General features: G+C 70.0%; 15 protein-coding genes. 6 read left to right on the top strand and 9 right to left on the bottom strand.

All coding sequences use genetic code 11. The features are described from left to right. Positions 1–805 precede the first annotated feature (805 nt). Positions 806–1,270, bottom strand: coding sequence for a hypothetical protein (locus AB0N06_RS28355; RefSeq protein ID WP_366137522.1), 465 nt, complete (start codon positions 1,268–1,270; stop codon positions 806–808). Between the two features lie 90 nt (positions 1,271–1,360). Beyond that, complete coding sequence (locus AB0N06_RS28350; protein ID WP_366137521.1) at positions 1,361–2,464, bottom strand: ferritin-like domain-containing protein; 1,104 nt, start codon at positions 2,462–2,464, stop codon at positions 1,361–1,363. Between the two features lie 178 nt (positions 2,465–2,642). On the opposite strand from AB0N06_RS28350, the gene AB0N06_RS28345 reads away from it, so the two are divergent. The 4 genes from AB0N06_RS28345 (at position 2,643) to AB0N06_RS28330 (ending at position 8,159) form a co-directional block, all read left to right on the top strand. Next, complete coding sequence (locus tag AB0N06_RS28345) at positions 2,643–3,578, top strand: diiron oxygenase (RefSeq protein WP_366137520.1); 936 nt, start codon at positions 2,643–2,645, stop codon at positions 3,576–3,578. Positions 3,579–3,816: 238 nt separating this feature from the next. After that, positions 3,817–4,083, top strand: coding sequence for a hypothetical protein (locus tag AB0N06_RS28340; RefSeq protein WP_327244355.1), 267 nt, complete (start codon positions 3,817–3,819; stop codon positions 4,081–4,083). Positions 4,084–4,183: 100 nt separating this feature from the next. Next, positions 4,184–6,793: a PQQ-binding-like beta-propeller repeat protein gene (locus AB0N06_RS28335; RefSeq protein ID WP_366137519.1), complete on the top strand. Its 2,610-nt coding sequence runs from the start codon at positions 4,184–4,186 to the stop codon at positions 6,791–6,793. 196 nt (positions 6,794–6,989) lie between these two features. Further along, positions 6,990–8,159 (top strand): NlpC/P60 family protein, encoded by a 1,170-nt coding sequence (locus tag AB0N06_RS28330; RefSeq protein WP_366137518.1) that lies wholly within the window; start codon positions 6,990–6,992, stop codon positions 8,157–8,159. Between the two features lie 931 nt (positions 8,160–9,090). Here AB0N06_RS28330 and AB0N06_RS28325 read toward each other — a convergent pair. The 5 genes from AB0N06_RS28325 to AB0N06_RS28305 form a co-directional block, all read right to left on the bottom strand. After that, a complete protein-coding gene (locus AB0N06_RS28325) occupies positions 9,091–10,329 on the bottom strand; it encodes a styrene monooxygenase/indole monooxygenase family protein (RefSeq protein ID WP_366137517.1) in 1,239 nt (412 codons plus the stop codon). A 129-nt stretch (positions 10,330–10,458) separates the two neighbouring features. Next, positions 10,459–11,109, bottom strand: coding sequence for an ATP/GTP-binding protein (locus tag AB0N06_RS28320; protein WP_366137516.1), 651 nt, complete (start codon positions 11,107–11,109; stop codon positions 10,459–10,461). After that, on the bottom strand, positions 11,090–11,503 hold the full coding sequence (locus AB0N06_RS28315) for a DUF742 domain-containing protein (protein ID WP_366137515.1): 414 nt from the start codon (positions 11,501–11,503) through the stop codon (positions 11,090–11,092). The genes AB0N06_RS28320 and AB0N06_RS28315 overlap by 20 nt, the downstream gene beginning before the upstream one ends. Next, on the bottom strand, positions 11,500–11,982 hold the full coding sequence (locus AB0N06_RS28310; protein ID WP_366137514.1) for a roadblock/LC7 domain-containing protein: 483 nt from the start codon (positions 11,980–11,982) through the stop codon (positions 11,500–11,502). Before AB0N06_RS28310 ends, AB0N06_RS28315 begins: the two co-directional genes overlap by 4 nt. Continuing rightward, positions 11,979–14,837, bottom strand: coding sequence for a nitrate- and nitrite sensing domain-containing protein (locus tag AB0N06_RS28305; protein WP_366137524.1), 2,859 nt, complete (start codon positions 14,835–14,837; stop codon positions 11,979–11,981). Before AB0N06_RS28305 ends, AB0N06_RS28310 begins: the two co-directional genes overlap by 4 nt. A gap of 365 nt (positions 14,838–15,202) precedes the next feature. Between AB0N06_RS28305 and AB0N06_RS28300 the strand changes: the two genes are divergently transcribed. Further along, positions 15,203–15,988, top strand: coding sequence for a hypothetical protein (locus tag AB0N06_RS28300; protein WP_366137513.1), 786 nt, complete (start codon positions 15,203–15,205; stop codon positions 15,986–15,988). 108 nt (positions 15,989–16,096) lie between these two features. Here AB0N06_RS28300 and AB0N06_RS28295 read toward each other — a convergent pair whose 3' ends face one another. Further along, positions 16,097–16,579, bottom strand: a complete 483-nt coding sequence (locus tag AB0N06_RS28295; protein ID WP_366137512.1) for a MarR family transcriptional regulator — start codon at positions 16,577–16,579, stop codon at positions 16,097–16,099. Positions 16,580–16,821: 242 nt separating this feature from the next. Here AB0N06_RS28295 and AB0N06_RS28290 point away from each other — a divergent pair, with 242 nt between their 5' ends. After that, a complete protein-coding gene (locus AB0N06_RS28290) occupies positions 16,822–17,673 on the top strand; it encodes a lysozyme (protein WP_366137510.1) in 852 nt (283 codons plus the stop codon). A gap of 235 nt (positions 17,674–17,908) precedes the next feature. Here AB0N06_RS28290 and lon read toward each other — a convergent pair whose 3' ends face one another. Then, positions 17,909–20,329: an endopeptidase La gene (gene lon, locus AB0N06_RS28285; RefSeq protein ID WP_366137509.1), complete on the bottom strand. Its 2,421-nt coding sequence runs from the start codon at positions 20,327–20,329 to the stop codon at positions 17,909–17,911. Between the last annotated feature and the right edge of the window lie 29 nt (positions 20,330–20,358).

Here is a 20,358-nt window from a genome sequence, read left to right as displayed (position 1 = left end):
CGTTGACTTTTGGCACGCTGTTGAGTTCTCAAGGAACGGACGCTTCCTTTGTACTCACCCTCTCAGGCTTTCCTCCGGGCTTTCCCTTCGGTCTTGCGTTTCCGACTCTATCAGACTCTTTCGTGCCTGATTCCCAGTCAGCGGGTTTCGCCTTCCCGACTGTTGAGCCGTTCCGACGTCCCAAACTTTAGCGGTTTTTCCCGGCCATTCATAATCGAACCTTCGAAATGAATTCCGGCATGCTGAAATCATCCCGGACGGGAGATCGTGCAGAGTTTGGTTGCCGCGTTCGCGGCGGGATCGGCTGCCACAGAACCGTTTCGGCTCCATGACAACTCGAAGGACCTTACGGATCAGGCAGGGGGCGTGTCAACCCCGCCAGGTCAAGCCGTTTTCCCCGCTCGCCAACTGATCGAAGGCGAAGGCGCGGTCGGGCCGTTCGTTGGTCGCGTACTCGATCCGCGCGAGCTCGGCGTCGAGTCAGGGGTCCGCTGTCCGCCCCCGCCTGGAGCCGGACACGGTGGGAAGGAAGGCGTACACGTTCTGAACCGAACTGTCGAGAGGACAGATGCCCCCTTTGACTCGATCGCCGAGGGCCGCTCTATGCGGTTCGTGGTCGACAAGACCGACGAAGTGGAGATGATTCGCCACGGTTACTGGGTCGCCACTCTACGCAATCGCTTCTGAACCGCCGGGCGACTATGAGGTGGGCAGGACGTTGTATTCGCGTCACACACCATGATCTACCGGATCAGGCCACGACCGTGAGGGCGAAAGCCACAAACTGATCGCACCCGATACGCGCCTAGCCGTACGGGTTGAGTGCCCAGAAGCGAACGGTGTCGCTGCGACGGTCGAACCACAGGTTGGTGGAGTAGCCGCTGCCGTCGCGGTCGAGCTCGTGCGACCGGACCCACTGCGGGTTCTCCGGCCCCTCGCCCTTGAGCAGCTTCTCGATCCACGAGGAGAAGTCATCGGCCGGCCCCTCGGAGACGAAGGCGTGGGACGCCGTCAGCTCGGCAAATTTCCCCGGCGTCAACAGGGCGAAGCCCGAGATCACCAGCTCCGGCGACGGTACGCCCCGGTCGTTGCCCCGGCTGCTCACCCACTTGGCGTCGGCGAGCGGGCCCAGCAGCGGGAACGCCCGCTCCAGCGGTGCGGTGTCGGTGCGCCAGTCCCCCTTGGCCCCGTTCGCCACCTGACGCAGGGCCCACCAGGCGGGTAAGACCGCCAGCCCCGCCCCTATCCCGATTAGCTTCCGTCGTTCCAACGCGCCCCCCTCATGCCTGACTTCGGGGGCACCTTATCTGGCTCGAGCACCTCACCCGGACCACCTATTGATCACAACCAAATACGCGCCCTAGGCGGCGCCCTCCGCTATCGCCTCCTCGACCTCCGCGACCCGCGCCTGCTCCTCCGCCGCGAACCGGTCCCGGTCCAGCTGCTCGGCTATCTCCTCGTCCTGGGCCATGAGCAGGTCGAGGCTGGAGTCGCCGAGTTCGAAGACGCCCATGTCGACGTACGCCTTCTGCAGCCGCTCGCCCCACAGACCGATGTCCTTGACGCACGGGACGATCCGGCTGAACAGCAGCTTGCGGAAGAGCTGCAGGAACTCCGAGTGCTCGGAGAGCTCCTTGGCCTCCTGCGTGCCTATGCCGAAGTTCTCCAGCACCTCGACGCCGCTGAGGCGGTCGCGCATCAGGTAGCAGCCCTCGATGACGAACTCCTCGCGCTCGCGCAGTTCGGCGTCGCTCAGCTGCTTGTAGTAGTCGCGCAGCGCCATCCGGCCGAAGGCGACGTGCCGGGCCTCGTCCTGCATGACGTAGGCGAGGATCTGCTTGGGCAGCGGCTTGGTCGTGGTGTCGCGGATCATGCCGAACGCGGCCAGCGCCAGGCCCTCGATCAGGACCTGCATGCCCAGGTAGGGCATGTCCCAGCGGGAGTCGCGCAGGGTGTCGCCGAGCAGTCCCTGGAGGCTGTCGTTGATCGGGTAGAGCATCTGCACCTTCTCGTGCAGGAACCGGCCGTATATCTCCGCGTGCCGGGCCTCGTCCATGGTCTGGGTCGCCGAGTAGAACTTCGCGTCCAGGTCGGGGACCGACTCCACGATCCGGGCGGCACAGACCATCGCACCCTGTTCACCGTGGAGGAACTGGCTGAACTGCCACGAGGTGTAGTGCTTGCGCAGCTCACCCCGGTCCTTCTCGGTCATCTTGGCCCAGTGCGGGGTGCCGTACAGCGTGAGGGCCTCGTCGGGGGTGCCCAGCGGGTCGGCGGGGTCGACCTCCAGGGACCAGTCGATGCGCTTGTTGCCGTCCCACTGCTTGTCCTTGCCCATCTGGTAGAGGGCGAGAAGGCGTTCACGGCCGTCGTCGTAATCCCAGTTGAAGCGGGCCGCGCCGGAGGCGGGCACCTGCCAGAGGGGCGTGTCGGGGGCGGTGGTGTAGAGGTCGTGCGTCGACACGGACGGCTCCTTCGCCTCGCATGCTCGGACAAGTTCCGCTGCGGTTACGTCAGTTGGCAGGTTCACACGTTGCTGGACACCGGGTCAACAAGTCGTGCGCCAGGGATTGACTACCTTACTGACAAGCAGTCTTATAAGGAGTGACCCTCGGTAACCCACGTGTGAGGTGCCCTCAGCCATGACGACAGTGACCGGACGCGACGTGCGGGTGCTCCGCGACGCACTCGGCCCGCTACGGGACCGCGAGCAGATCGCCGGGCGCCTCCTGGAGTCCTCGGCCAAGCACTCCTTCGATCCGGACACCGAGCTCGACTGGGATGCGGCGGTCGAGGACGGCAAGTGGTTCTGGCCGCCCGAGCTCGTCTCCCTCTACGACACCCCGTTGTGGCGGAGGATGTCGGAGGAGCAGCGGATGGACCTGGCCCGGCACGAGGCGGCGTCGCTGGCCTCGCTCGGCATCTGGTTCGAGATCATCCTGATGCAACTGCTGGTCCGGCACATCTACGACAAGCCGGTGACCAGCAATCATGTCCGTTACGCGCTGACCGAGATAGCCGACGAGTGCCGGCACTCGATGATGTTCGGCCGCATGATCCAGTGGGGGCGGGCGCCCAGCTATCCCGTGCCGCGCGTCTACCACAACCTGGCGCGGGTTCTGAAGACCGTGTCCACGACGCCCGGTTCGTTCGCCGCGACCCTGCTCGGCGAGGAGATCCTCGACTGGATGCAGCGCCTGACGTTCCCGGACGAGCGCGTCCAGACGCTGGTGCGCGGCGTGACCCGGATTCATGTGGTCGAGGAAGCACGGCACGTGCGCTACGCCCGCGAGGAGCTGCGCCGCCAGATGGTCACGTCACCCCGCTGGGAGCGCGAGCTCACCCGGCTGAGCTGCGGGGAGGCGGCGCGCGTCTTCTCTGTCTGCTTCATCAACCCGCAGGTGTACGAGAACGTCGGCCTGGACCGCCGCGAGGCCGTCGCCCAGGTGAAGGCGAGCGGCCACCGGGCGGAGGTCATGCAGTCGGGTGCGAAGCGGCTGACGGACTTCCTCGACGACATCGGCGTGTTGAACGGGGTGGGGCGCAGGCTGTGGAAGAGCTCGGGTCTGCTGGCCTGAGACCGACCGGCGCAGGGACTGCCCGGCGGATCATGGCCGGGAGCCGCGGCCTGTCCGTCCCTGATCGACCGGGCACAGTTGATCGCCCTGCTCGCGGCCACCGCGGCGGGGGACGAGGAGACGGCATCCGCGGTGGCGGCACTGCTGCCGCTGGAGACCTCCTCCGGTCCGGCCGGGAAGCCGGCGGCCCGGCTGGTCCCCGTGAGCCCCGGAACACGCCCTGGGTCAGACTGGGGTCGTGAGAAGCGAGAACACCACCTTCCGGGGCGGCCCGCTGGACGGGCGGGTCCTCCCCGTCCTCGTCGGCTCGACCGGCCACCCGCCCAAGTGGTACGAGGTCCCGGTGCCGGATGCCGATGGCGGACCGGCCACCGTGTACGCGTACCGACGGGTCCCGGCCGGATACTCCAAGCGGCTGGGTGTGCAGCGCGGCTGGGTGTACGAGTACGCCCCCGAGGGCCGCGAGCGCCACACTCTCAAGTGGCCCTGGTCGAAACCGAGCTGACCCGCTGGTCCGGGCGGGGTGCGTCGGCCGCCTCTTGATTGATGGACCCTCTAGGATCGACGGATCCATGGTCACGAGAACGGTCACAAGGGGGTGCGCCATGGAGGCGCTGCGTCAGGACGATCCACGCCGCCTCGGTCCGTACACCGTGCTGGCGCGGTTCCGCGAGACGGCGAGCGCTGTCCAGTACCTCGCGCACGACGCGAGCGCTGCCGACACCACGGACAGCGCCGCGGACCAGACCGTCGTGATCACCGCGGCCCGGCCCGAGCTTGCCGCACTGCCCGCCTTCCGCCGCCACTTCGAGGCGGAGGCGCGCACCGCGGACCGGCTGGCGGGTGGCTGGGTCCAGCCGCAGCTCGCCACCCGTACGGACGACGGGGAGCTGTGGACGGCCGTGGCGTACGTACCGGCGCTGACGCTCGCCGAGGCGATCGACGCAGCGGGGCCCCTCCCCGAGCGTGCCGTGCGGATACTGGGCGCCGGCATCGCCGAGACGCTTTCCCGGGTACACGCCACCGGGGCCGTACTGGAGGGGCTCGCCCCGAGGACCGTGCTGCTGGCCGGGGACGGACCGCGGCTCACCGCCTTCGGCCCGCTGGGCGCGGCGGCCGATGCCGAGGCCAGAGCGGGCGGGCAGCTCTCCGTACGGCTCGGATATCTCACCCCGGAGCAGGTCGAGGGCGAGACGGCGGGACCGGCCTCCGACCTCTTCGTGCTCGGCCTGCTGCTGGCGTACGCGGCCACCGGCACGACCCCGCTCGCGGACGGCCCGGCGGCGGAGGCAGCCGAGCGGATCGCGCATGCGGAGCCGGAACTGAGCGCGGTCCCGGAGGACTTGCGCGGGCTGATCGCGCGCTGCCTGGCCAAGGACCCGGCCGAGCGGCCGAGCTCCGGGACGGTGGCGGCGGAACTGGCACTGGAAGGCGCGGCGGGCCTCGCGAGGGGCGGCTGGCTGCCGGAGCAGTTGTCGAAGACGCTTGCGGAACAGGAGTCCCGCGTCAGGGAGGCGGTGTCCGCAGGCGCGGCCGGCGAGCCGGCGGACAGCCCCGTCGGCACAGCCCCGCACGGGTCTCTCACCGAACCGGCCGACGCCACACCTGACAGCCCCGCCACCGACGCGCCCGGCGACGGCGGCCTCGGAGAAGACGCCCGGACCACCCGGATCGGAAGTGTCGGCAGCCCCCGCGCCCCGGAGCCCGACCGGCCGACCACCCAGTTGTCCATCCCGCGTGAACGGACCGGTCCCCCGGACCGGCTGCCCGCCGTCCTCCCACCCGTCGCGCCGCTCGTGCCACGCCCCCACCCGGCCCCGGCGGCTCCCGCCTCGCCCCCGCCGCCCGTGACGCCCACGCCCCCACCCGCCCCCTCCTCCTCGTCCCCCTCCGCCGCGCTCGACCGCCGCACCCTGCTCTTCGGTGCGGCCGCCGGCGCGGCCGGGCTGATCGTCGGCGGTGGGGGTGTGCTCGCCCTCGGGAGCGACGGCTCCGACGCCCCGGACGACGGCAAGCCCGCCCCGTCCCCCAGCGGTCCCACCGTGGCCGGGCTGCCGCCGCAGCCGCTTTGGGTGTACAGCCACCCCGCGGCCGAACCCGCGCCGCTCACCGCCGCGCTCTGGCGCGACCGGCTGCTCGTACTGACCGGCGAGACACAGGCCTCCGCCGTCGATCTGCGGACCGGCCACCGCCTCTGGGAGTGCCCGGACGCGGCGAAGGGGCAGGCGGTTTTGGCTGCCGGTGACGCGTTCTGCTTCGTCGCCGGGCCGTCCGAGTTCCTCTGGCTGTCGCCGAAGGACGGAACGGTCGCGCACCGGGTGGCGTACGAGAACCAGTTCGAGGGTGCACCGTTCCTGACGGTGTCCGACGTCATCGGCCAGTCCGGTCCGGCGATCTGGTTCACCGGCTCGCACAAGGTCACCGTGAGGGCCAAGAAGCCGAAGAAGGGCAAGAAGCCCGGGAAGGACACGCAGGTCGTCACGTCGTTCCTGTTCGCCTACGACATCGTGCAGCGCAAGGAGCTGTGGCGGACCCCCGTACCCACCGGCCGGGAATCGACGACCCCCGCCTACCAGCTGATCGCCGTCCGCCCCGACGACATCGTCGTACGCCAGAAGAGCTCGACGCTCACCCCTGGCGACGTCAAGGCCGCCAAGGGCAAGGCCGTCTTCCGTGGGTTCGACCGCAGGAGCGGGAAACTGCTGTGGACCAAGTCGTTCGGCACGGTCGGTCCGGACGGGGCAGCCGTCGGGGATGACCGGGGACTGCTGTACGCGGCGGTGGGCGACGCCCTCCAGTCGTTCGAGATGCCCGCGGGCAAGCCGGAGTGGACGCTGAACGGCACGCCCGGGTCCGCGTTCGGAACACCGGTCCCGGCCGGGAACCTGCTGCACACCACCAGCCGCAACCAGGAGGTGGGTGCGGTCGAGCGGGAGTCCGGAAAGCTGCGCTGGCGGCGGTCCACCGAGGCGGTGCCCGGCGGATGGGCGCCGGTCGTCACCGTGAGTTCCAGCGGCAGAACCGTGCTTGCGGCCGGGGCCGCACAGGTCACCGCGTTCGCCGCGGCGGACGGCCGGCGGCTGTGGAAGTTCCAGGACATCGGGGTGCAGGACCCGAAGGGCGCCACGGTCACCGCCCCGTACCGGGTGCTGGCCTTCAAGAAGTCCGCCGTCGTCCAGCGGGAACGGATGTTCTACGCGTTCCCGGTGACGTGACCTCGGAGGTGTCCGGCGGATCAGGGCCCTGGCCGTGATCCGCCAGGCCCCTTGAGGGTCGTCCCGCCGTCCGGGCGAATCCGGGTGCCGCCACGCCGCACGGTTCTTGTGTCACCCGCCCGTGAGTGACCGTATGGACGCGTTGCGCTCACTCATGGGGTGGTCCCGCGATCGCCCCGTCATCGGAGGTGATCCCGTGTCGTCCAGGGTTCTGCGCACCGTCTGCGCGGCGGCACTCACCGCGGTGGTCACGGCCTCGCCCGCCGTCGCCGCCCACGCGGACCCGAGCAGTCCCGGCCCCGCCGCCCCCTCCGGCATGCCACGCGCCACGAAGAGCGTCGCCGAGCTGCTGACCGAGCTCGGAAAGCTGTACCAGCAGGCCGAGGAGGCCAGCGAGGCGTACAACGGAACCACGGCGAAGCTGAAGAAGCGGAAGGCGGATGCGAAGAAGCTGGACACCGCTCTCGCCGTGGCGCGGACCGCGCTGGGCCGCAGCCGCAACGACGCGGGGCGGCTGGCCCGGGAGCAGTACCAGGGGCAGTCCGACTTTTCCCCGTACGTCCAGCTGATGCTGTCCCGCGATCCCGAACACGCCCTGGACCAGGAACACGTCATTCAGAGGGTGGCGGCCGGCCGGGCCGCGACCGTGAAGCGGCTCACCGGCGCCGAGAAGCGCGCCGACGGGCTGGCCTCCGCGTCCCGCAAGGCGCTCGAGAAGCAGCGGGTGCTGGCCGCGCGGCAGAAGAAGCAGCGCGACACCGCGCAGTCGCGGCTGAGGAAGGTGGAGGCGCTGCTGGCCAAGCTCTCCGCCGAGCAGATCGCCCAGGTGTCCCAGCTGGAGCAGCAGACCACGGACAAGGCCCAGGACACATTGGTCACCTCGGGCGCCCTGTCCTTGGCCCGGCCGCCGTCCCAGGAGGGCGACGAGGCGGTGAAGTACGCGGTCAGGCAGCTCGGCAAGCCGTATGTGTGGGGCGCGGAGGGCCCGGGGTCGTTCGACTGCTCCGGGCTCACCTCGCAGGCCTGGGCGAACGCGGGGCACGCGATTCCGCGGACCTCGCAGGAGCAGTGGAAGCAGCTGCGGAAGGTACCGCTGAACGCGCTGCGCCCGGGTGACCTCGTGATCTACTTCCCGAAGGCCACGCACGTGGCCCTGTACGTCGGCAACGGCCTGGTGGTGCAGGCGCCCCGGCCCGGATCGCAGGTGAAGATCTCGCCGGTGGCGTCGAATCCGCTGCTGGGCGCCGTGCGTCCGGATCCGGAGAGCCCGTCGCTGAGTACGTACAGCCTCCCGGAGCCGGCCCGGGACACGTCCGACGGCTCGGACGCGGGGTACGACTCCTCGTCCGAGCCGGGCGACGAGTAACCAGTAGCTGTGCGCCCCAGGGGCGTGTATCGACAGTAGATCTCGACCGCGCGGTGATCTCGGCACGTGCCGCCGATGTCGCCGACCCGTCAGCCGCCGGGTCTTCCACTGCCAAAAGCCCCACCGTGGTCATCCTTGGGTACGTCCCTTGGCGAAGAGGGCCGGTTGATCTCATAGGGGCTGAGACCTTCCCCGAAATCATCTGCAGCCCTCAAGTTTTCGCTGCTTCGCGAGGAAGGTTCGGCCTGTGGTCCCGGCTGTCGTGCCCGAGACCGACGGCGCGCGTCCCACCAGAGGAGGCCCAGCAGAACAGCGACTACGCCCACTGCTATACCGAGGGGGAAAATCCAGCGCACAGCCGAAGCGGCTAGTGTGATGTCACTGATGGGCACCTGGCTCACAAGGTGGCTCATATGGCCCACGTCCTTCCTGAGGGGATTCCACCGCTCGCAAAGCGAGGCAGGGGCTTCCGCTCATGGGAGAGAGCCTGCAATGGCTGGAGCCGTGGGAAACTCCCATCCCGCCGCCCTTGGCGGGATCAATCTCGCGGGGCCCGCCTGAACTGGACGTCTGGCAAGGCTCAAGCTCCCTGACAAGTCTACGGCGGGAAGCGTACGGGCGACCGCTCAGTGCGCGGCGGGTGTATCAGCGGCCGGTCCGCGAGTACCTGTGTCCCGCAGGCGCCCACGAGCATCTGGGAGCTCCCGCCGTAGGCGCCCGGCCCGCGATCGCTACCGGGTGATGAGGTCCCCGGTAGGACACCCCACAACCCGGTAGCGATCACAGGGCTCGAAGGTCGCAGCGCGTTGGCTCGTCAGTCGGTGGAAGGCAGGACGCCACGGCGACGACCGGGCCGTCTGTGGGCCGTCCGAGGGCGGCCCACCATCCCCGACGTTCACCAACGCTGACCACTGCTATGCGGGTCAGACGCTTACACGGCGGCAGAGACCGAGGCGAGGTACGCGTTCGTCTTCTCCGGGTCGAAGAAGAAGTTGTCGAAGTCCGCCGGGTTGTTGAACCCGTTGGCGAACCGGTCGGCGACCGGCTGCAGCTGACCGGCGGCGCCGATCAGGTTCAGCACATGCTCCGGCGGTACGCCGAGCATGGCGTTCGTCCACTTCACGACGTGCTGCGCGGTGTCCCAGTAGCGGTCGAACGTGGACTGCATCCAGTCCGCGTCAAAGGGCTGGTCGCCGTGCTCGGTGATCGACTTCAGGTACGCGTCAGCGCACTTGGAGGCGGAGTTGGAACCCTGGCCGGTGACCGGGTCGTTGGCGACGACGACATCCGCCACGCCGAGCACCAGGCCGCCGCCGGGCAGCCGGCCGATCGGCTTGCGCACCGTCGGGGCGTAACGGCCCGCCAGGGTGCCGTTGGCGTCGGTCAGTTCGACCTTGGTGGCGCGCGCGTACTCCCACGGCGTGAACTGCTTCATGAGCTCCAGCGTCTTCGCGAGGTGCTCGGAGGGGTCCTTGATGCCCTGGAAGACGTCCAGCGGGCCGCCCGGAATGCCCTCCCAGAACAGGATGTCGGCGCGGCCGGACGTGGTCAGGGTCGGCATCACGAAGAGCTCGCCGACACCGGGGACCAGGTTGCAGCGGACCGCGTCGAACTCGGGGTGCTCGGGGCGCGGGCCCATGCCGTGGACGTACGCGACGGCCAGGGCGCGCTGCGGGGCGTCGAACGGCGAACGGGACGCGTCCCGGCCGAACATGGAGACCAGCTCGCCCTTGCCCGCGGAGACCATCACCAGGTCGTAGGTGCGGGAGAAGTAGTCGAGGTCGGAGACGGCCGCACCGTGGATGACGAGCTGTCCGCCACGCTCGGCGAACGTATCCATCCAGCCGGCCATCTTGACGCGCTGGTCGACGGACTGGGCGAAGCCGTCCAGCTTGCCGACCCAGTCGACGGCGCGCGAGGAGTCGGGGGCGGCGACCGAGACGCCGAGGCCCTCGATGCGCGGGGCCTGGGACTCCCAGAAGTTGAGCTTGAGGTCGCGCTCGTGCTGCAGCGCGGTGTGGAACATGCACTGCGTCGACATGACCCGGCCGGACCGGACCTCGTCGGCGGTGCGGTTGGACATCAGGGTGACTTCGTACCCATGGGACTGCAGTCCGAGGGCGAGCTGGAGGCCGGACTGGCCGGCTCCGACTATGAGTATCTTCCGCATCGCGGTTCTCCGTTACGTCTACGTGGTACGTGCGCAAGGTGTGTCTGGTGCGCTGAGGGGCACCAGTGCCGTGACCGGCAACGTTTGCCGCATGGCAGGCGGGACTTTCACGCCCTTACGGGACAGCCCTTAGGCGGGGGCCGCGTCAAAAGCGTGACCCACGAGGGCCAGCAGCGCCTCGATGACAGTGATCCTGTTACGCGCGTCCATGATCACAACAGGCACGTCCGGGGGTACGGTCAGGGCCTCCCTGACGTCCTCCGCCTCGTAACCGGGCGTCCCCTCGAAGTGGTTGACGGCCACGATGTACGGCAGTCCGCAGCTCTCGAAGTAGTCGAGCGCGGGGAAGCAGTCGGAGAGCCGCCGGGTGTCGGCGAGCACCACCGCACCGATCGCGCCGCGCACCAGGTCGTCCCACATGAACCAGAAGCGCTGCTGTCCGGGCGTGCCGAACACGTACAGCACGAGGTCGTCGTCGAGCGTGAGACGGCCGAAGTCCATGGCCACGGTCGTGGTGACCTTGTCGGGCGTCGCGGTGAGGTCGTCGGTCTCCTCGCTGGCCTGGGTCATCAGTGCTTCGGTCTGCAGCGGGGTTATCTCGGAGACCGATCCCACGAAGGTCGTCTTACCGACCCCGAACCCGCCCGCGACCACTATCTTCGTGGCTATGGGGGCCCTGGTGTGATCCAACTGCCAGGCCTGGATCGACTCCTCGGCCTGGTCCTCCGGTCCCGGCTGATGCGGGGCGGACAGAAGCGGATCAGAGACGACGGAGTCCATTCAGCACCCTTTCGAGCAGTGCGCGGTCGGGCTGGCCGGTGCCGTGACCGGTCCCGTACACACGGATCTTTCCCTGGTCGGCCAAGTCGCTGAGCAGCACGCGGACCACGCCGAGCGGCATCTTCAACAGGGCCGAGATCTCCGCGACCGTACGCATGCGGCGGCAGATTTCGACAATGGCCTGGAGCTCCGGCATCACCCGAGTGGCGAGGTTGCCGTTGGTGAGCTCGCGGCGCTCCTCGGGCGCTTCCAGCGCGGCCACGAACGTCTCGACGAGAAGGACGTGACCGAAGCGGGTGCGGCCGCGGGTGAGCGAGTACGGGCGGACCCGGGCGGGCCGTCGGTCGGACCCGCGGACCGGGAGCCTGGGGGCGGGTTCAGCAGCGGGCGTCACTGGGCGCTCTCCATCGATTTGCGCAGTTCACTGCGGAGTTCGGGGGTGAGTACGTGTCCGGCACGGCCGACGAAGAGCGCCATGTGGTACGCGATGACGCTCATGTCGCAGTCGGGGGTGGCGTGCACGCCGAGCAGCGAACCGTCACTGATCGACATGACGAAGACGCTGCCCTCGTCCATGGCGACCATGGTCTGCTTGACGCCGCCGCCGTCCATCAGTTTCGCGGCGCCGACGGTGAGGGAGCCGATACCGGAGACGATGGTCGCCAGGTCGGCGCTGGAGCCTCGGGGGCCGTCCTGCGGGCCGCCTGTCGCTGCGGCTGTCTGGCGGCCTGGGTCGGAGGAGAGCAGCATCAGTCCGTCGGACGAGACGACGGTGACCGAATGGACCCCTGGCACCTCCTCGACGAGATTGCTCAGCAACCAGTGAAGATTCCGGGCCTCGGTGCTCAGCCCGAATGTGCTGGGCGCAGTCAACTGCGTGCCTCCTCGACTGTGTCCCCCGTCTCATCGGTTCGACCGCCGAAACGGTCTGCCCCCTCGGGCTGCTCGGTCTGTGCGGTGTCGGCACCGGTGACGGCACCGTCGGCGATCTCCGCCTCGACGTCGCGGCGGCCGTCCTTCGCCCCCTGGTGGAAACCGCCGAGGCGGCGGCGCAGCTCGTCCTTGTCCAGACTGCCCTTGCGCTCGGCGGTGGGGGCGGCGGGCTTGACGACCTTGGGGGTGCGCTTGGGAAGGCCCTTGTCGGTGATGCGTTCGGCCTGCGGCTCCGGCTGCCGGGGGCCGGGAAGGGCCTCGGCGGTGGGCGCCGGGGAAGGAGCCGGGGTAGTGAAGGGCTCCGGGGTCTCGTCCGCGGTGCGCTCGTGGCGGTCGGGGCCGATGGCGTACGGGTCGGGGATCGCCGGGGTCTCATGGGCCGGCGCGGCCGACGGGACCGGCTGAGCCGCGGGGACGTCCCGGAGCTCCGGGAGCCGGACCTGCATCGTGGTCTCGGACTCGGACTCGTCGGGGGCGACCGGCTCGGCTTCCGCCGGAGCGGGCGCCTCCTCCTGGGCCGGGTCCGGCGCCGACTCACGGATCGCCTGCTCGGCGGCGGCGATCAGCGGGTCACCGGGCAGCGCGAGCGTCCGCCCCGGCAGGGCATTGGAGTTGGCCTCGGCGACCGATCCGGGCAGGTTCAGCGCGGGCGCGTCCCCCGGCACGGTCACCGGCGGCGGCGCGGCGCCGGGCGGCGCCTTCGGCAGCAGCGCCTGCGGCAGCACGACGACCGCCGTCACCCCGCTGCCCTTGTGCTCGCGCAGCTGGACCCGCACCCCGTGGCGCGCCGCGAGCAGCGACGTCACCTGGAGTCCGAGGCCCGCGCCGTCGGCGCTCTGCTCGCCCGCCTCGAACGAGGACGGGTCGGCCAGGCGGGCGTTGAGCTCACCCATCCGTACGGACGACATGCCGATGCCCTCGTCCTGCACGGAGAGCATCACCTCGCCGGTCTCCAGCAGCCAGCCGGAGAGCTCGACCTGCGAGTCGGGCGGCGAGAAGGATGTGGCGTTCTCCAGGAGTTCGGCGACCAGGTGGCTCAGGTCGTCGGCGGCGAAACCGGCGATCTGGGCATGCGACGGCAGGGACTGGATGGTGACCCGCTCGTACCGCTCGATCTCGCTGACGGCCGCACGCAACACGTCGACCAGCGGGATCGGGCCGGAGTGCCCGTGGCTGTGCTCGGCGCCCGCGAGGACCAGCATGTTCTCGCTGTGGCGTCGCATGACCGTGGCCATGTGGTCGAGCTTGAAGAGGGTGGCGAGCCGCTCCGGGTCCTGCTCGCGATCCTCCAGGCTCTCGATGACGCCGAGCTGGCGCTCGACGAGGCCGAGGGTGCGCAGCGAGAGGTTGACGAAGGTGTGATGGACCGTGTTCGTGAGCCGCTCCAGCTGGGCGGTCAGATCTGCGGTGCGGACCTGGAGTTCGGCGCACTGGAGCGTGAGGGCCTCGCGTCCGGCGATCAGTTCGCCGCGCTCGTTCTCCAGATTCTCGAACCGGCCGTTGAACTCGTGGAGCAACCCGTGCAGCTTGCCGTGCAGGGCGTTGAGGGATCGAACGACCTGGGCGAACTCGTCGTTGCGGCCGGTGTAGCGGACCGGCTCGGCGGTCGCAGGTTCCGCGGCGAGGCGGGCGGCGCCGATCCGCAGGACGGCGAGCGGCTGGGTCAGCGTACGGGCCACGGCGGTGGAGACGCCGACGGCGATCAGCAGACAGCCGCCGAGGAGCGCGATGCGCAGTTCGAGAGCGGTGACGTCGTCGTCGCGCAGCTGCTCCAGACGTTGCACCTGGGCGGTGCCGAGGGCGGACTCGACGCTGCGCATCCGGTCGACGCGGGCGGAGAGTGCCGCCTCGACCTTCTTCCGGTCGGCCTTCTGGTCGGAGTCCGACAGCTCGGGACGGTCGGTGAGTGCGGCGAGGTACTTCTCCGCGCGGTTGACCTCGGGCCCGGTGACGGTGGAGGAGAGCTTGTCGCGGGCGGTGTTGCCCGCGGCCTGGTCGAAATCGGCGAGCGAGGAGAGCTCGCGGACCCTGGCCTGCTGGGCGGCCGCACTCAGCGCGTCACGGTTGCGGTCGTCCTCGCTGCTGCCCTCGTCCTGGGTCTGGACGGGCAGCCCGGTGAACGGGTCGATCTGCGAGGCCGTGGCCTCTTCGCGGGGCACGGAGAGCGCGGCGATCAGCAGCCCGCGGGTGGCGGAGGCCTGATCGGCGGCCCGGCCGAGGGCGAGGGGTGCACGGGTCGCCTCGGCGGCCCGCGGCGGGGTCTTCTCGGCGAGGTCGTCGGCGAGGTCGTGGAGCTTGGCGATGACCTCGGAGTACGCCTGGTGGGCGTCGAGTGCCGAGCCCTTGCCGGTGAGGGCGGTCCGGCGCAGGGAGGGGATCGTGGAGAGGTCGCGGCGCAGCGCGGCGGGAGCCGTGGCACGGATCTCGTCGATCTGCTGGTCGACGCGGGCGCTGGGACCGTCGTTCTTCGCGCCGGGCTTCCCGTCCCGGCCGCCCGCGATATAGGCGGTGACTTCGTCGCGCTCGTCCGCGAGGGAGTGGGCGAGGGCCACCGCCTGCTGGTTCAGCTGGGCGAGGGTGACCAACCGCTGGGACTCGGTCAGTTCGGTGTAGGCGCCGAGGGCCGCGGGCGCGCCCGCGGCGATGACGGTGATGCCGACGACCGCGACGCCGGCGACCAGCCGACTGCGTACGCGGACGGTGCGCCGGGCCGGCTCACTCCCGCTCGGCGCCGGAGGTGTCGCCCCGGTACTGATTTGCTCGCTGCCTTTGCTCCGCGGCCGCTTCTTCTGCACCGGTGCTCGCAATCTTGACTCGTCCACCCTTGAAGCAGAGGTGACGCACGGTCATATGTGGAAGGACACCCCGACCCCTGGTACGGCTTCTGACCATTCCAGTGCTTTTGAGAGGGGGGCACGCATCAACCGCTCCGCCACCTGAACGAGTGAACATCACTCCGGAGTTGACGAACAAGTCTCCCCCGGGCGCCGCAGACCACGCCTGGATCACCGGCTGGAACTTCCGCCCGGGCTTTGGCAGGATGCCCGCCCGCACCCGGCACGGAGCCACTCCTTCCGCTCAAGCCTCCCCGCTGACCTGCCGGTACGGCTCAACGCCACGATCGTGCAGGCCCCGTGAAGGCGTCGTGCAGACTGGCCGTATGCGCATAGAACTCACCTCGGTCCCCGGTAGTCCGGAGCGCCCCAACGAGGACTGGGCAGCCACCTCGCTCCCCGCTTCCGGCGGGGGTGGCACGTTGGTTCTGCTCGACGGAGTCACTCCGCCACGGGGGGACGACGGTTGTGTGCACTCCGTGCCCTGGTTCACCGCGCGGCTGGGCGGATCGTTGGTCGAACTGTCGGGTTCGCGGCGGGATCTGACGCTCACCGAGATCCTCGCCGAGTCCATCCGGCGCACCGCCGACACACATCGCACCCTGTGTGACCTTTCTCACGTGCGCACCCCCCAGGCGACCGTTGTCGTGGTGCGCTGGGACGGGGAAGAGATCGAACACCTGGTGCTCTCCGACTCCGTACTACTGTTCGAGTCACCGGACGGAACGGTGCGCGCGCTGCTCGACGACCGGCTCGACCGACTGCCGCCGGGCTCGCTGGCCACCGAGGCGATCGCCGATACGCGGGTGCGGAACAAAAAGGGCGGCTTCTTCACCGCCGCCGCAGACCCCGGGGTGGCTGTCCGCGCCGTGACCGGGCGCACGCCGCTCACCGAGGTGCGGGCGGTGGCCGCGCTGACGGACGGGGCGAGCCGCTGGACGGAGATGTTCCATGAGGGCGACTGGGCGGCCTGCCTCGCGGTGCTCCGCAAGGAGGGCACACAGGGGCTGATCGACCGGGTCAGGGCCCTGGAGGACGCGGACACGGAGCGTGCGCATCTGCGGCGCAGCAAGACGCACGACGACGCGACGGCGGTCTACGTCGTGCTGTAGGTCCCGGGTGCGGGGTCGGCCCGCACCCGCGGCGTGGGCGGTTTCCAGGGGGCGGGGCCGGAGAGCACCCGGGGATGCCCGGCCGGGCCGGTTCGGGCCCGGTCGGCGTCAGTCCTCGGCCCGCGCGTTCAATTGGTGCAGCAGCCGTGCCAATTCCGCCACCTCGGTCCGGTCCCAGTCGGCGAGCTTGCTCACGTACCGGTCGCGGCGCGCGTCGCGGACGCTGCGGAAGCGCGCAAGCCCCTCGTCGGTGAGATGGACGAGGAAGGCTCGCCCGTCGGCCGGATCGGGCTCGCGCGCCACCAGTCCGAGCTCCTCCAGGGCGCGCAGTTGACGGCTCATGGTCGCCTTCCCCACGCCGAAGTACGCGGCGAGGTCGGTGGCCCGCTGCTGCCCCACCGACTCCAGCCGTACGAAGAGTCCGTAAGCCGCGGCCTCCAGCTCGGGATGGACCTCCCGCGCCATCTCACCGGAACTGGCCCGCGCGCGGCGCAGAAAGACCGCCAATTCCCGCTCCAGTGCCAGGAATTCGTGGTCTGCACCACTTCCTCCGGTCGCGCCGGGTTCACTACCGCTTTCGCTCCCGTGCACGTCAACACTCCTCATGAGCTTTCCTGCCGCTGAAAATTTCTTCCACCGCCGGTCATCGCCGCAGCTCCACCAGTATTTCGCAGGCGTAGACCAACGGCACCACCCAGGCCCTCTTCCGCCGCGCGGGTCTACGTGCGTAGCGTCACTACTGGCATGTCCACACCATGACATGCCACAGGGGGTGCGCCGAGCCGCCCCCCTGGGTCTGCAGATCCCCCCACCGAGGCCTCGGAGGCACGCACATGCCCGTGCACAGATCCGGATCCGGAACGACCCGCCGCTCACGCCTGGCGGCACTGGGAACCCTCCTCGCAGCACTTTCGCTTCTGCTCACCCTGCCCAGCGCGGCCATCGCGGCCGACTCCCCCACGGCCGCCGCCAAGAAGCCCGTGCGCGGGTCGGCCACGATGGGCATGGGCGTCATCGCCCACGACGGCCGGGGCGGCCTGCCGGGCGGCACGCTTGTCGCCCAGACCGAAGGCGTGGACGTCGCCAGCTACCAGGGCAACGTCGCCTGGGCGACTCTCTGGAACAGCGGCGTCCGGTGGGCCTACGCCAAGGCCACCGAGGGCACGTACTACACGAATCCCTACTTCGCGCAGCAGTACAACGGCTCGTACAACGTCGGCATGATCCGCGGTGCGTACCACTTCGCCACCCCGGACACCACGAGCGGCGCCACCCAGGCCAACTACTTCGTGGACCACGGGGGTGGCTGGTCGAAGGACGGCAAGACGCTGCCCGGCGTGCTCGACATCGAGTGGAACCCGTACGGCGCGCAGTGCTACGGCAAGACGCAGGCCGGCATGGTCTCCTGGATCCGCGACTTCGTGAACACGTACAAGGCGCGCACCGGGCGTGACGCGGTCATCTACACCGCGACCAGCTGGTGGACGACCTGCACCGGGAACAACGCGGGCTTCGGCACCACCAACCCGCTGTGGGTGGCCCGTTACGACACCACGGTCGGCGCGCTCCCGGCCGGCTGGGGCTACTACACGATGTGGCAGTACACGTCGTCCGGCCCCTTCGTCGGCGACCACAACCACTTCAACGGTGCCCTCGACCGCGTACAGGCACTCGCCAACGGCTGAGCCTCCGCTTTCCGGAGCCCCGGTGACGCGCCCCGTCACCGGGGCTCCCGCACGCCTCCACCATCGCTTCCGCTCGCACAAGATCCCAGCAGCGTGTCCTTGCCGCGCCCCGCCCGGACGCGGAACGGCACGTTCCGGCACCCGGAGCGGCGGAACGGCCCGCACCGCCCTCTCGGGAGGCGCGGGCCGTCCGACCGGCCGCGCACGTCATGCCACGCCCGTCACGCCATGGCGCTCACGCCGCGGCCGGGACCCTCTCCTCCGCCTCGGCCGTGGCCGGGGCGAGGGCGATCTCCAGCACTTGGCGGACATCCGTCACCGGGTGGACATCCAGCTTCTCCAGGACCTCCGCCGGGACGTCGTCCAGATCGGCCTCGTTCCGCTTGGGGATCACCACGGTGGTGATACCGGCCCGGTGGGCGGCCAGCAGCTTCTGCTTCAGCCCGCCGATCGGCAGCACCCGTCCCGTCAGCGACACCTCACCGGTCATCGCCACATCCGTACGGACGAGCCGTCCGGAGAGCAGCGAGGCCAGCGCCGTCGTCATCGTGATACCGGCACTCGGACCGTCCTTGGGCACCGCGCCCGCCGGGAAGTGGATGTGCGCTCCCCGGTCCTTGAGGTCGGCGACGGGCAGTTCCAGCTCGGCGCCGTGCGAGCGCAGGAAGCTCAGCGCGATCTGCGCGGACTCCTTCATGACGTCGCCGAGCTGACCGGTGAGGGTCAGTCCGGCCGCGCCGGTCTCCGGGTCGGCCAGCGACGCCTCGACGAACAGCACGTCGCCACCGGCGCCGGTCACCGCGAGTCCGGTCGCCACGCCCGGCACCGCGGTGCGGCGCTCGGCCGGGTCCTGGGCGGACTCGGGGACGTGGTGCGGCCGTCCGACAAGACCCCGCAGGTCCTCGTCGGTGACGGTGAACGGGAGCTCCCGGTCGCCCAGTTCGTGCTGGGCCGCGACCTTGCGGAGCAGCCGGGCGACGGCCCGCTCCAGGTTGCGGACGCCCGCCTCACGGGTGTACTCGCCGGCCAGCTTGCGCAGCGCCGACTCGTCGAGCGTCACCTCACCCTTCTCCAGACCGGCCCGCTCCAGCTGGCGCGGGAGCAGGTGGTCGCGGGCGATGACGACCTTCTCGTCCTCGGTGTATCCGTCGAGCCTGACCAGCTCCATGCGGTCGAGCAGCGCCTCCGGGATGGCTTCCAGGACATTGGCGGTGGCCAGGAAGACGACGTCGCTGAGGTCGAGTTCGACCTCCAGGTAGTGGTCACGGAAGGTGTGGTTCTGCGCCGGGTCGAGGACTTCGAGGAGCGCCGCGGCCGGGTCGCCGCGGAAGTCGGAGCCGACCTTGTCGATCTCGTCGAGCAGGACGACCGGGTTCATGGAACCGGCCTCCTTGATGGCGCGGACGATGCGTCCGGGGAGCGCACCGACGTACGTACGCCGGTGGCCTCGGATCTCCGCCTCGTCCCGCACACCGCCGAGCGCGACGCGGACGAACGTGCGGCCCATGGCGTGCGCGACGCTCTCACCGAGGGACGTCTTGCCGACGCCGGGCGGTCCGACGAGGGCCAGCACCGCACCGCCCCGACGCCCGCCCACGACCCCGAGGCCGCGTTCGGCACGGCGCTTGCGCACCGCGAGGTACTCGGTGATCCGTTCCTTCACGTCCTCCAGGCCCGCATGCTCGGCGTCGAGGATCTCCTTCGCCGCGCGGATGTCGTACGCGTCCTCGGTCCGTTCGGTCCACGGCAGTTCGAGGACGGTGTCCAGCCAGGTTCGGATCCAGGAGCCCTCGGGGCTCTGGTCGGACGAGCGCTCCAGCTTGCCGACCTCCTTGAGCGCGGCCTCACGGACGTGCTCGGGAAGATCGGCGGACTCGACGCGCGCCCGGTAGTCGTCGGACTCGTCCTCCGCGTCGCCGTTGAGCTCGGACAGCTCCTTGCGTACGGCCTCCATCTGGCGCCGCAGCAGGAACTCGCGCTGCTGTTTGTCGACGCCCTCCTGGACGTCCTTGGCGATGGACTCGGCGACGTCCTGTTCGGCGAGGTGCTCGCCGAGCCACTGGATGGCGAGCTTCAGCCGGGCGACCGCGTCGGCGGTCTCCAGGAGCTGCACCTTCTGGGTGGTGGTGAGGAACGGTGAGTAACCCGAGTTGTCGGCAAGCGCGGAGATGTCGTCGATCTGCTGGACCCGGTCCACGACCTGCCAGGCACCGCGCTTCTTCAGCCAGCTGGTGGCGAGGGCCTTGTACTCCTTGACCAGCTCGGCGGCGGCGCCGGGGAGCGGCTCGGGAGCCGAGACGTCCACGCGGGTCCCCTCGACCCAGAGTGCACCTCCGGGTCCGGTGGTTCCGGCCCCGATCCGCACGCGGTCACGGCCGCGGATGAGGGCGCCCGGGTCTCCGTCGGAGAGCCGGCCGACCTGCTCGACGGTGCCGAGTACACCAGTCCCGGTGTAGGTCCCGTCGATCCGCGGCACCAGCAGCACCTCGGGCTTGCCGCCACCCGGACGGGCGGCGGCCTGAGCAGCCTCGACGGCGGCCCGGACATCGGTGTCGGACAGGTCCAGAGGAACCACCATTCCGGGCAGCACCACCTCGTCGTCGAGTGGCAGCACAGGCAAGGTGAGCGGAGTGACCGCGTTGGACTCAGTAGCCATGATCTCCCCTTCAGCAGTCAAGTTGAGCT

Origin of the sequence: Streptomyces sp. NPDC051020 (genome assembly GCF_040683105.1) — a bacterium.
Lineage (GTDB): Bacteria > Actinomycetota > Actinomycetes > Streptomycetales > Streptomycetaceae > Streptomyces.
Note: the sequence above shows the minus strand (reverse complement) of the source record. Positions and strands in the feature narration are given on the sequence as shown.

Bases quoted from the DNA above. Each gene is read 5' to 3' on its own strand.
- AB0N06_RS28325 (WP_366137517.1), bottom strand. From the start codon at position 10,329: ATGCGGAAGATACTCATAGTCGGAGCCGGCCAGTCCGGCCTCCAGCTC.
- AB0N06_RS28345 (WP_366137520.1), top strand. From the start codon at position 2,643: ATGACGACAGTGACCGGACGCGACGTGCGGGTGCTCCGCGACGCACTC.
- AB0N06_RS28290 (WP_366137510.1), top strand. From the start codon at position 16,822: ATGCCCGTGCACAGATCCGGATCCGGAACGACCCGCCGCTCACGCCTG.
- lon (WP_366137509.1), bottom strand. From the start codon at position 20,329: ATGGCTACTGAGTCCAACGCGGTCACTCCGCTCACCTTGCCTGTGCTG.
- AB0N06_RS28335 (WP_366137519.1), top strand. From the start codon at position 4,184: ATGGAGGCGCTGCGTCAGGACGATCCACGCCGCCTCGGTCCGTACACC.
- AB0N06_RS28320 (WP_366137516.1), bottom strand. From the start codon at position 11,109: ATGGACTCCGTCGTCTCTGATCCGCTTCTGTCCGCCCCGCATCAGCCG.
- AB0N06_RS28300 (WP_366137513.1), top strand. From the start codon at position 15,203: ATGCGCATAGAACTCACCTCGGTCCCCGGTAGTCCGGAGCGCCCCAAC.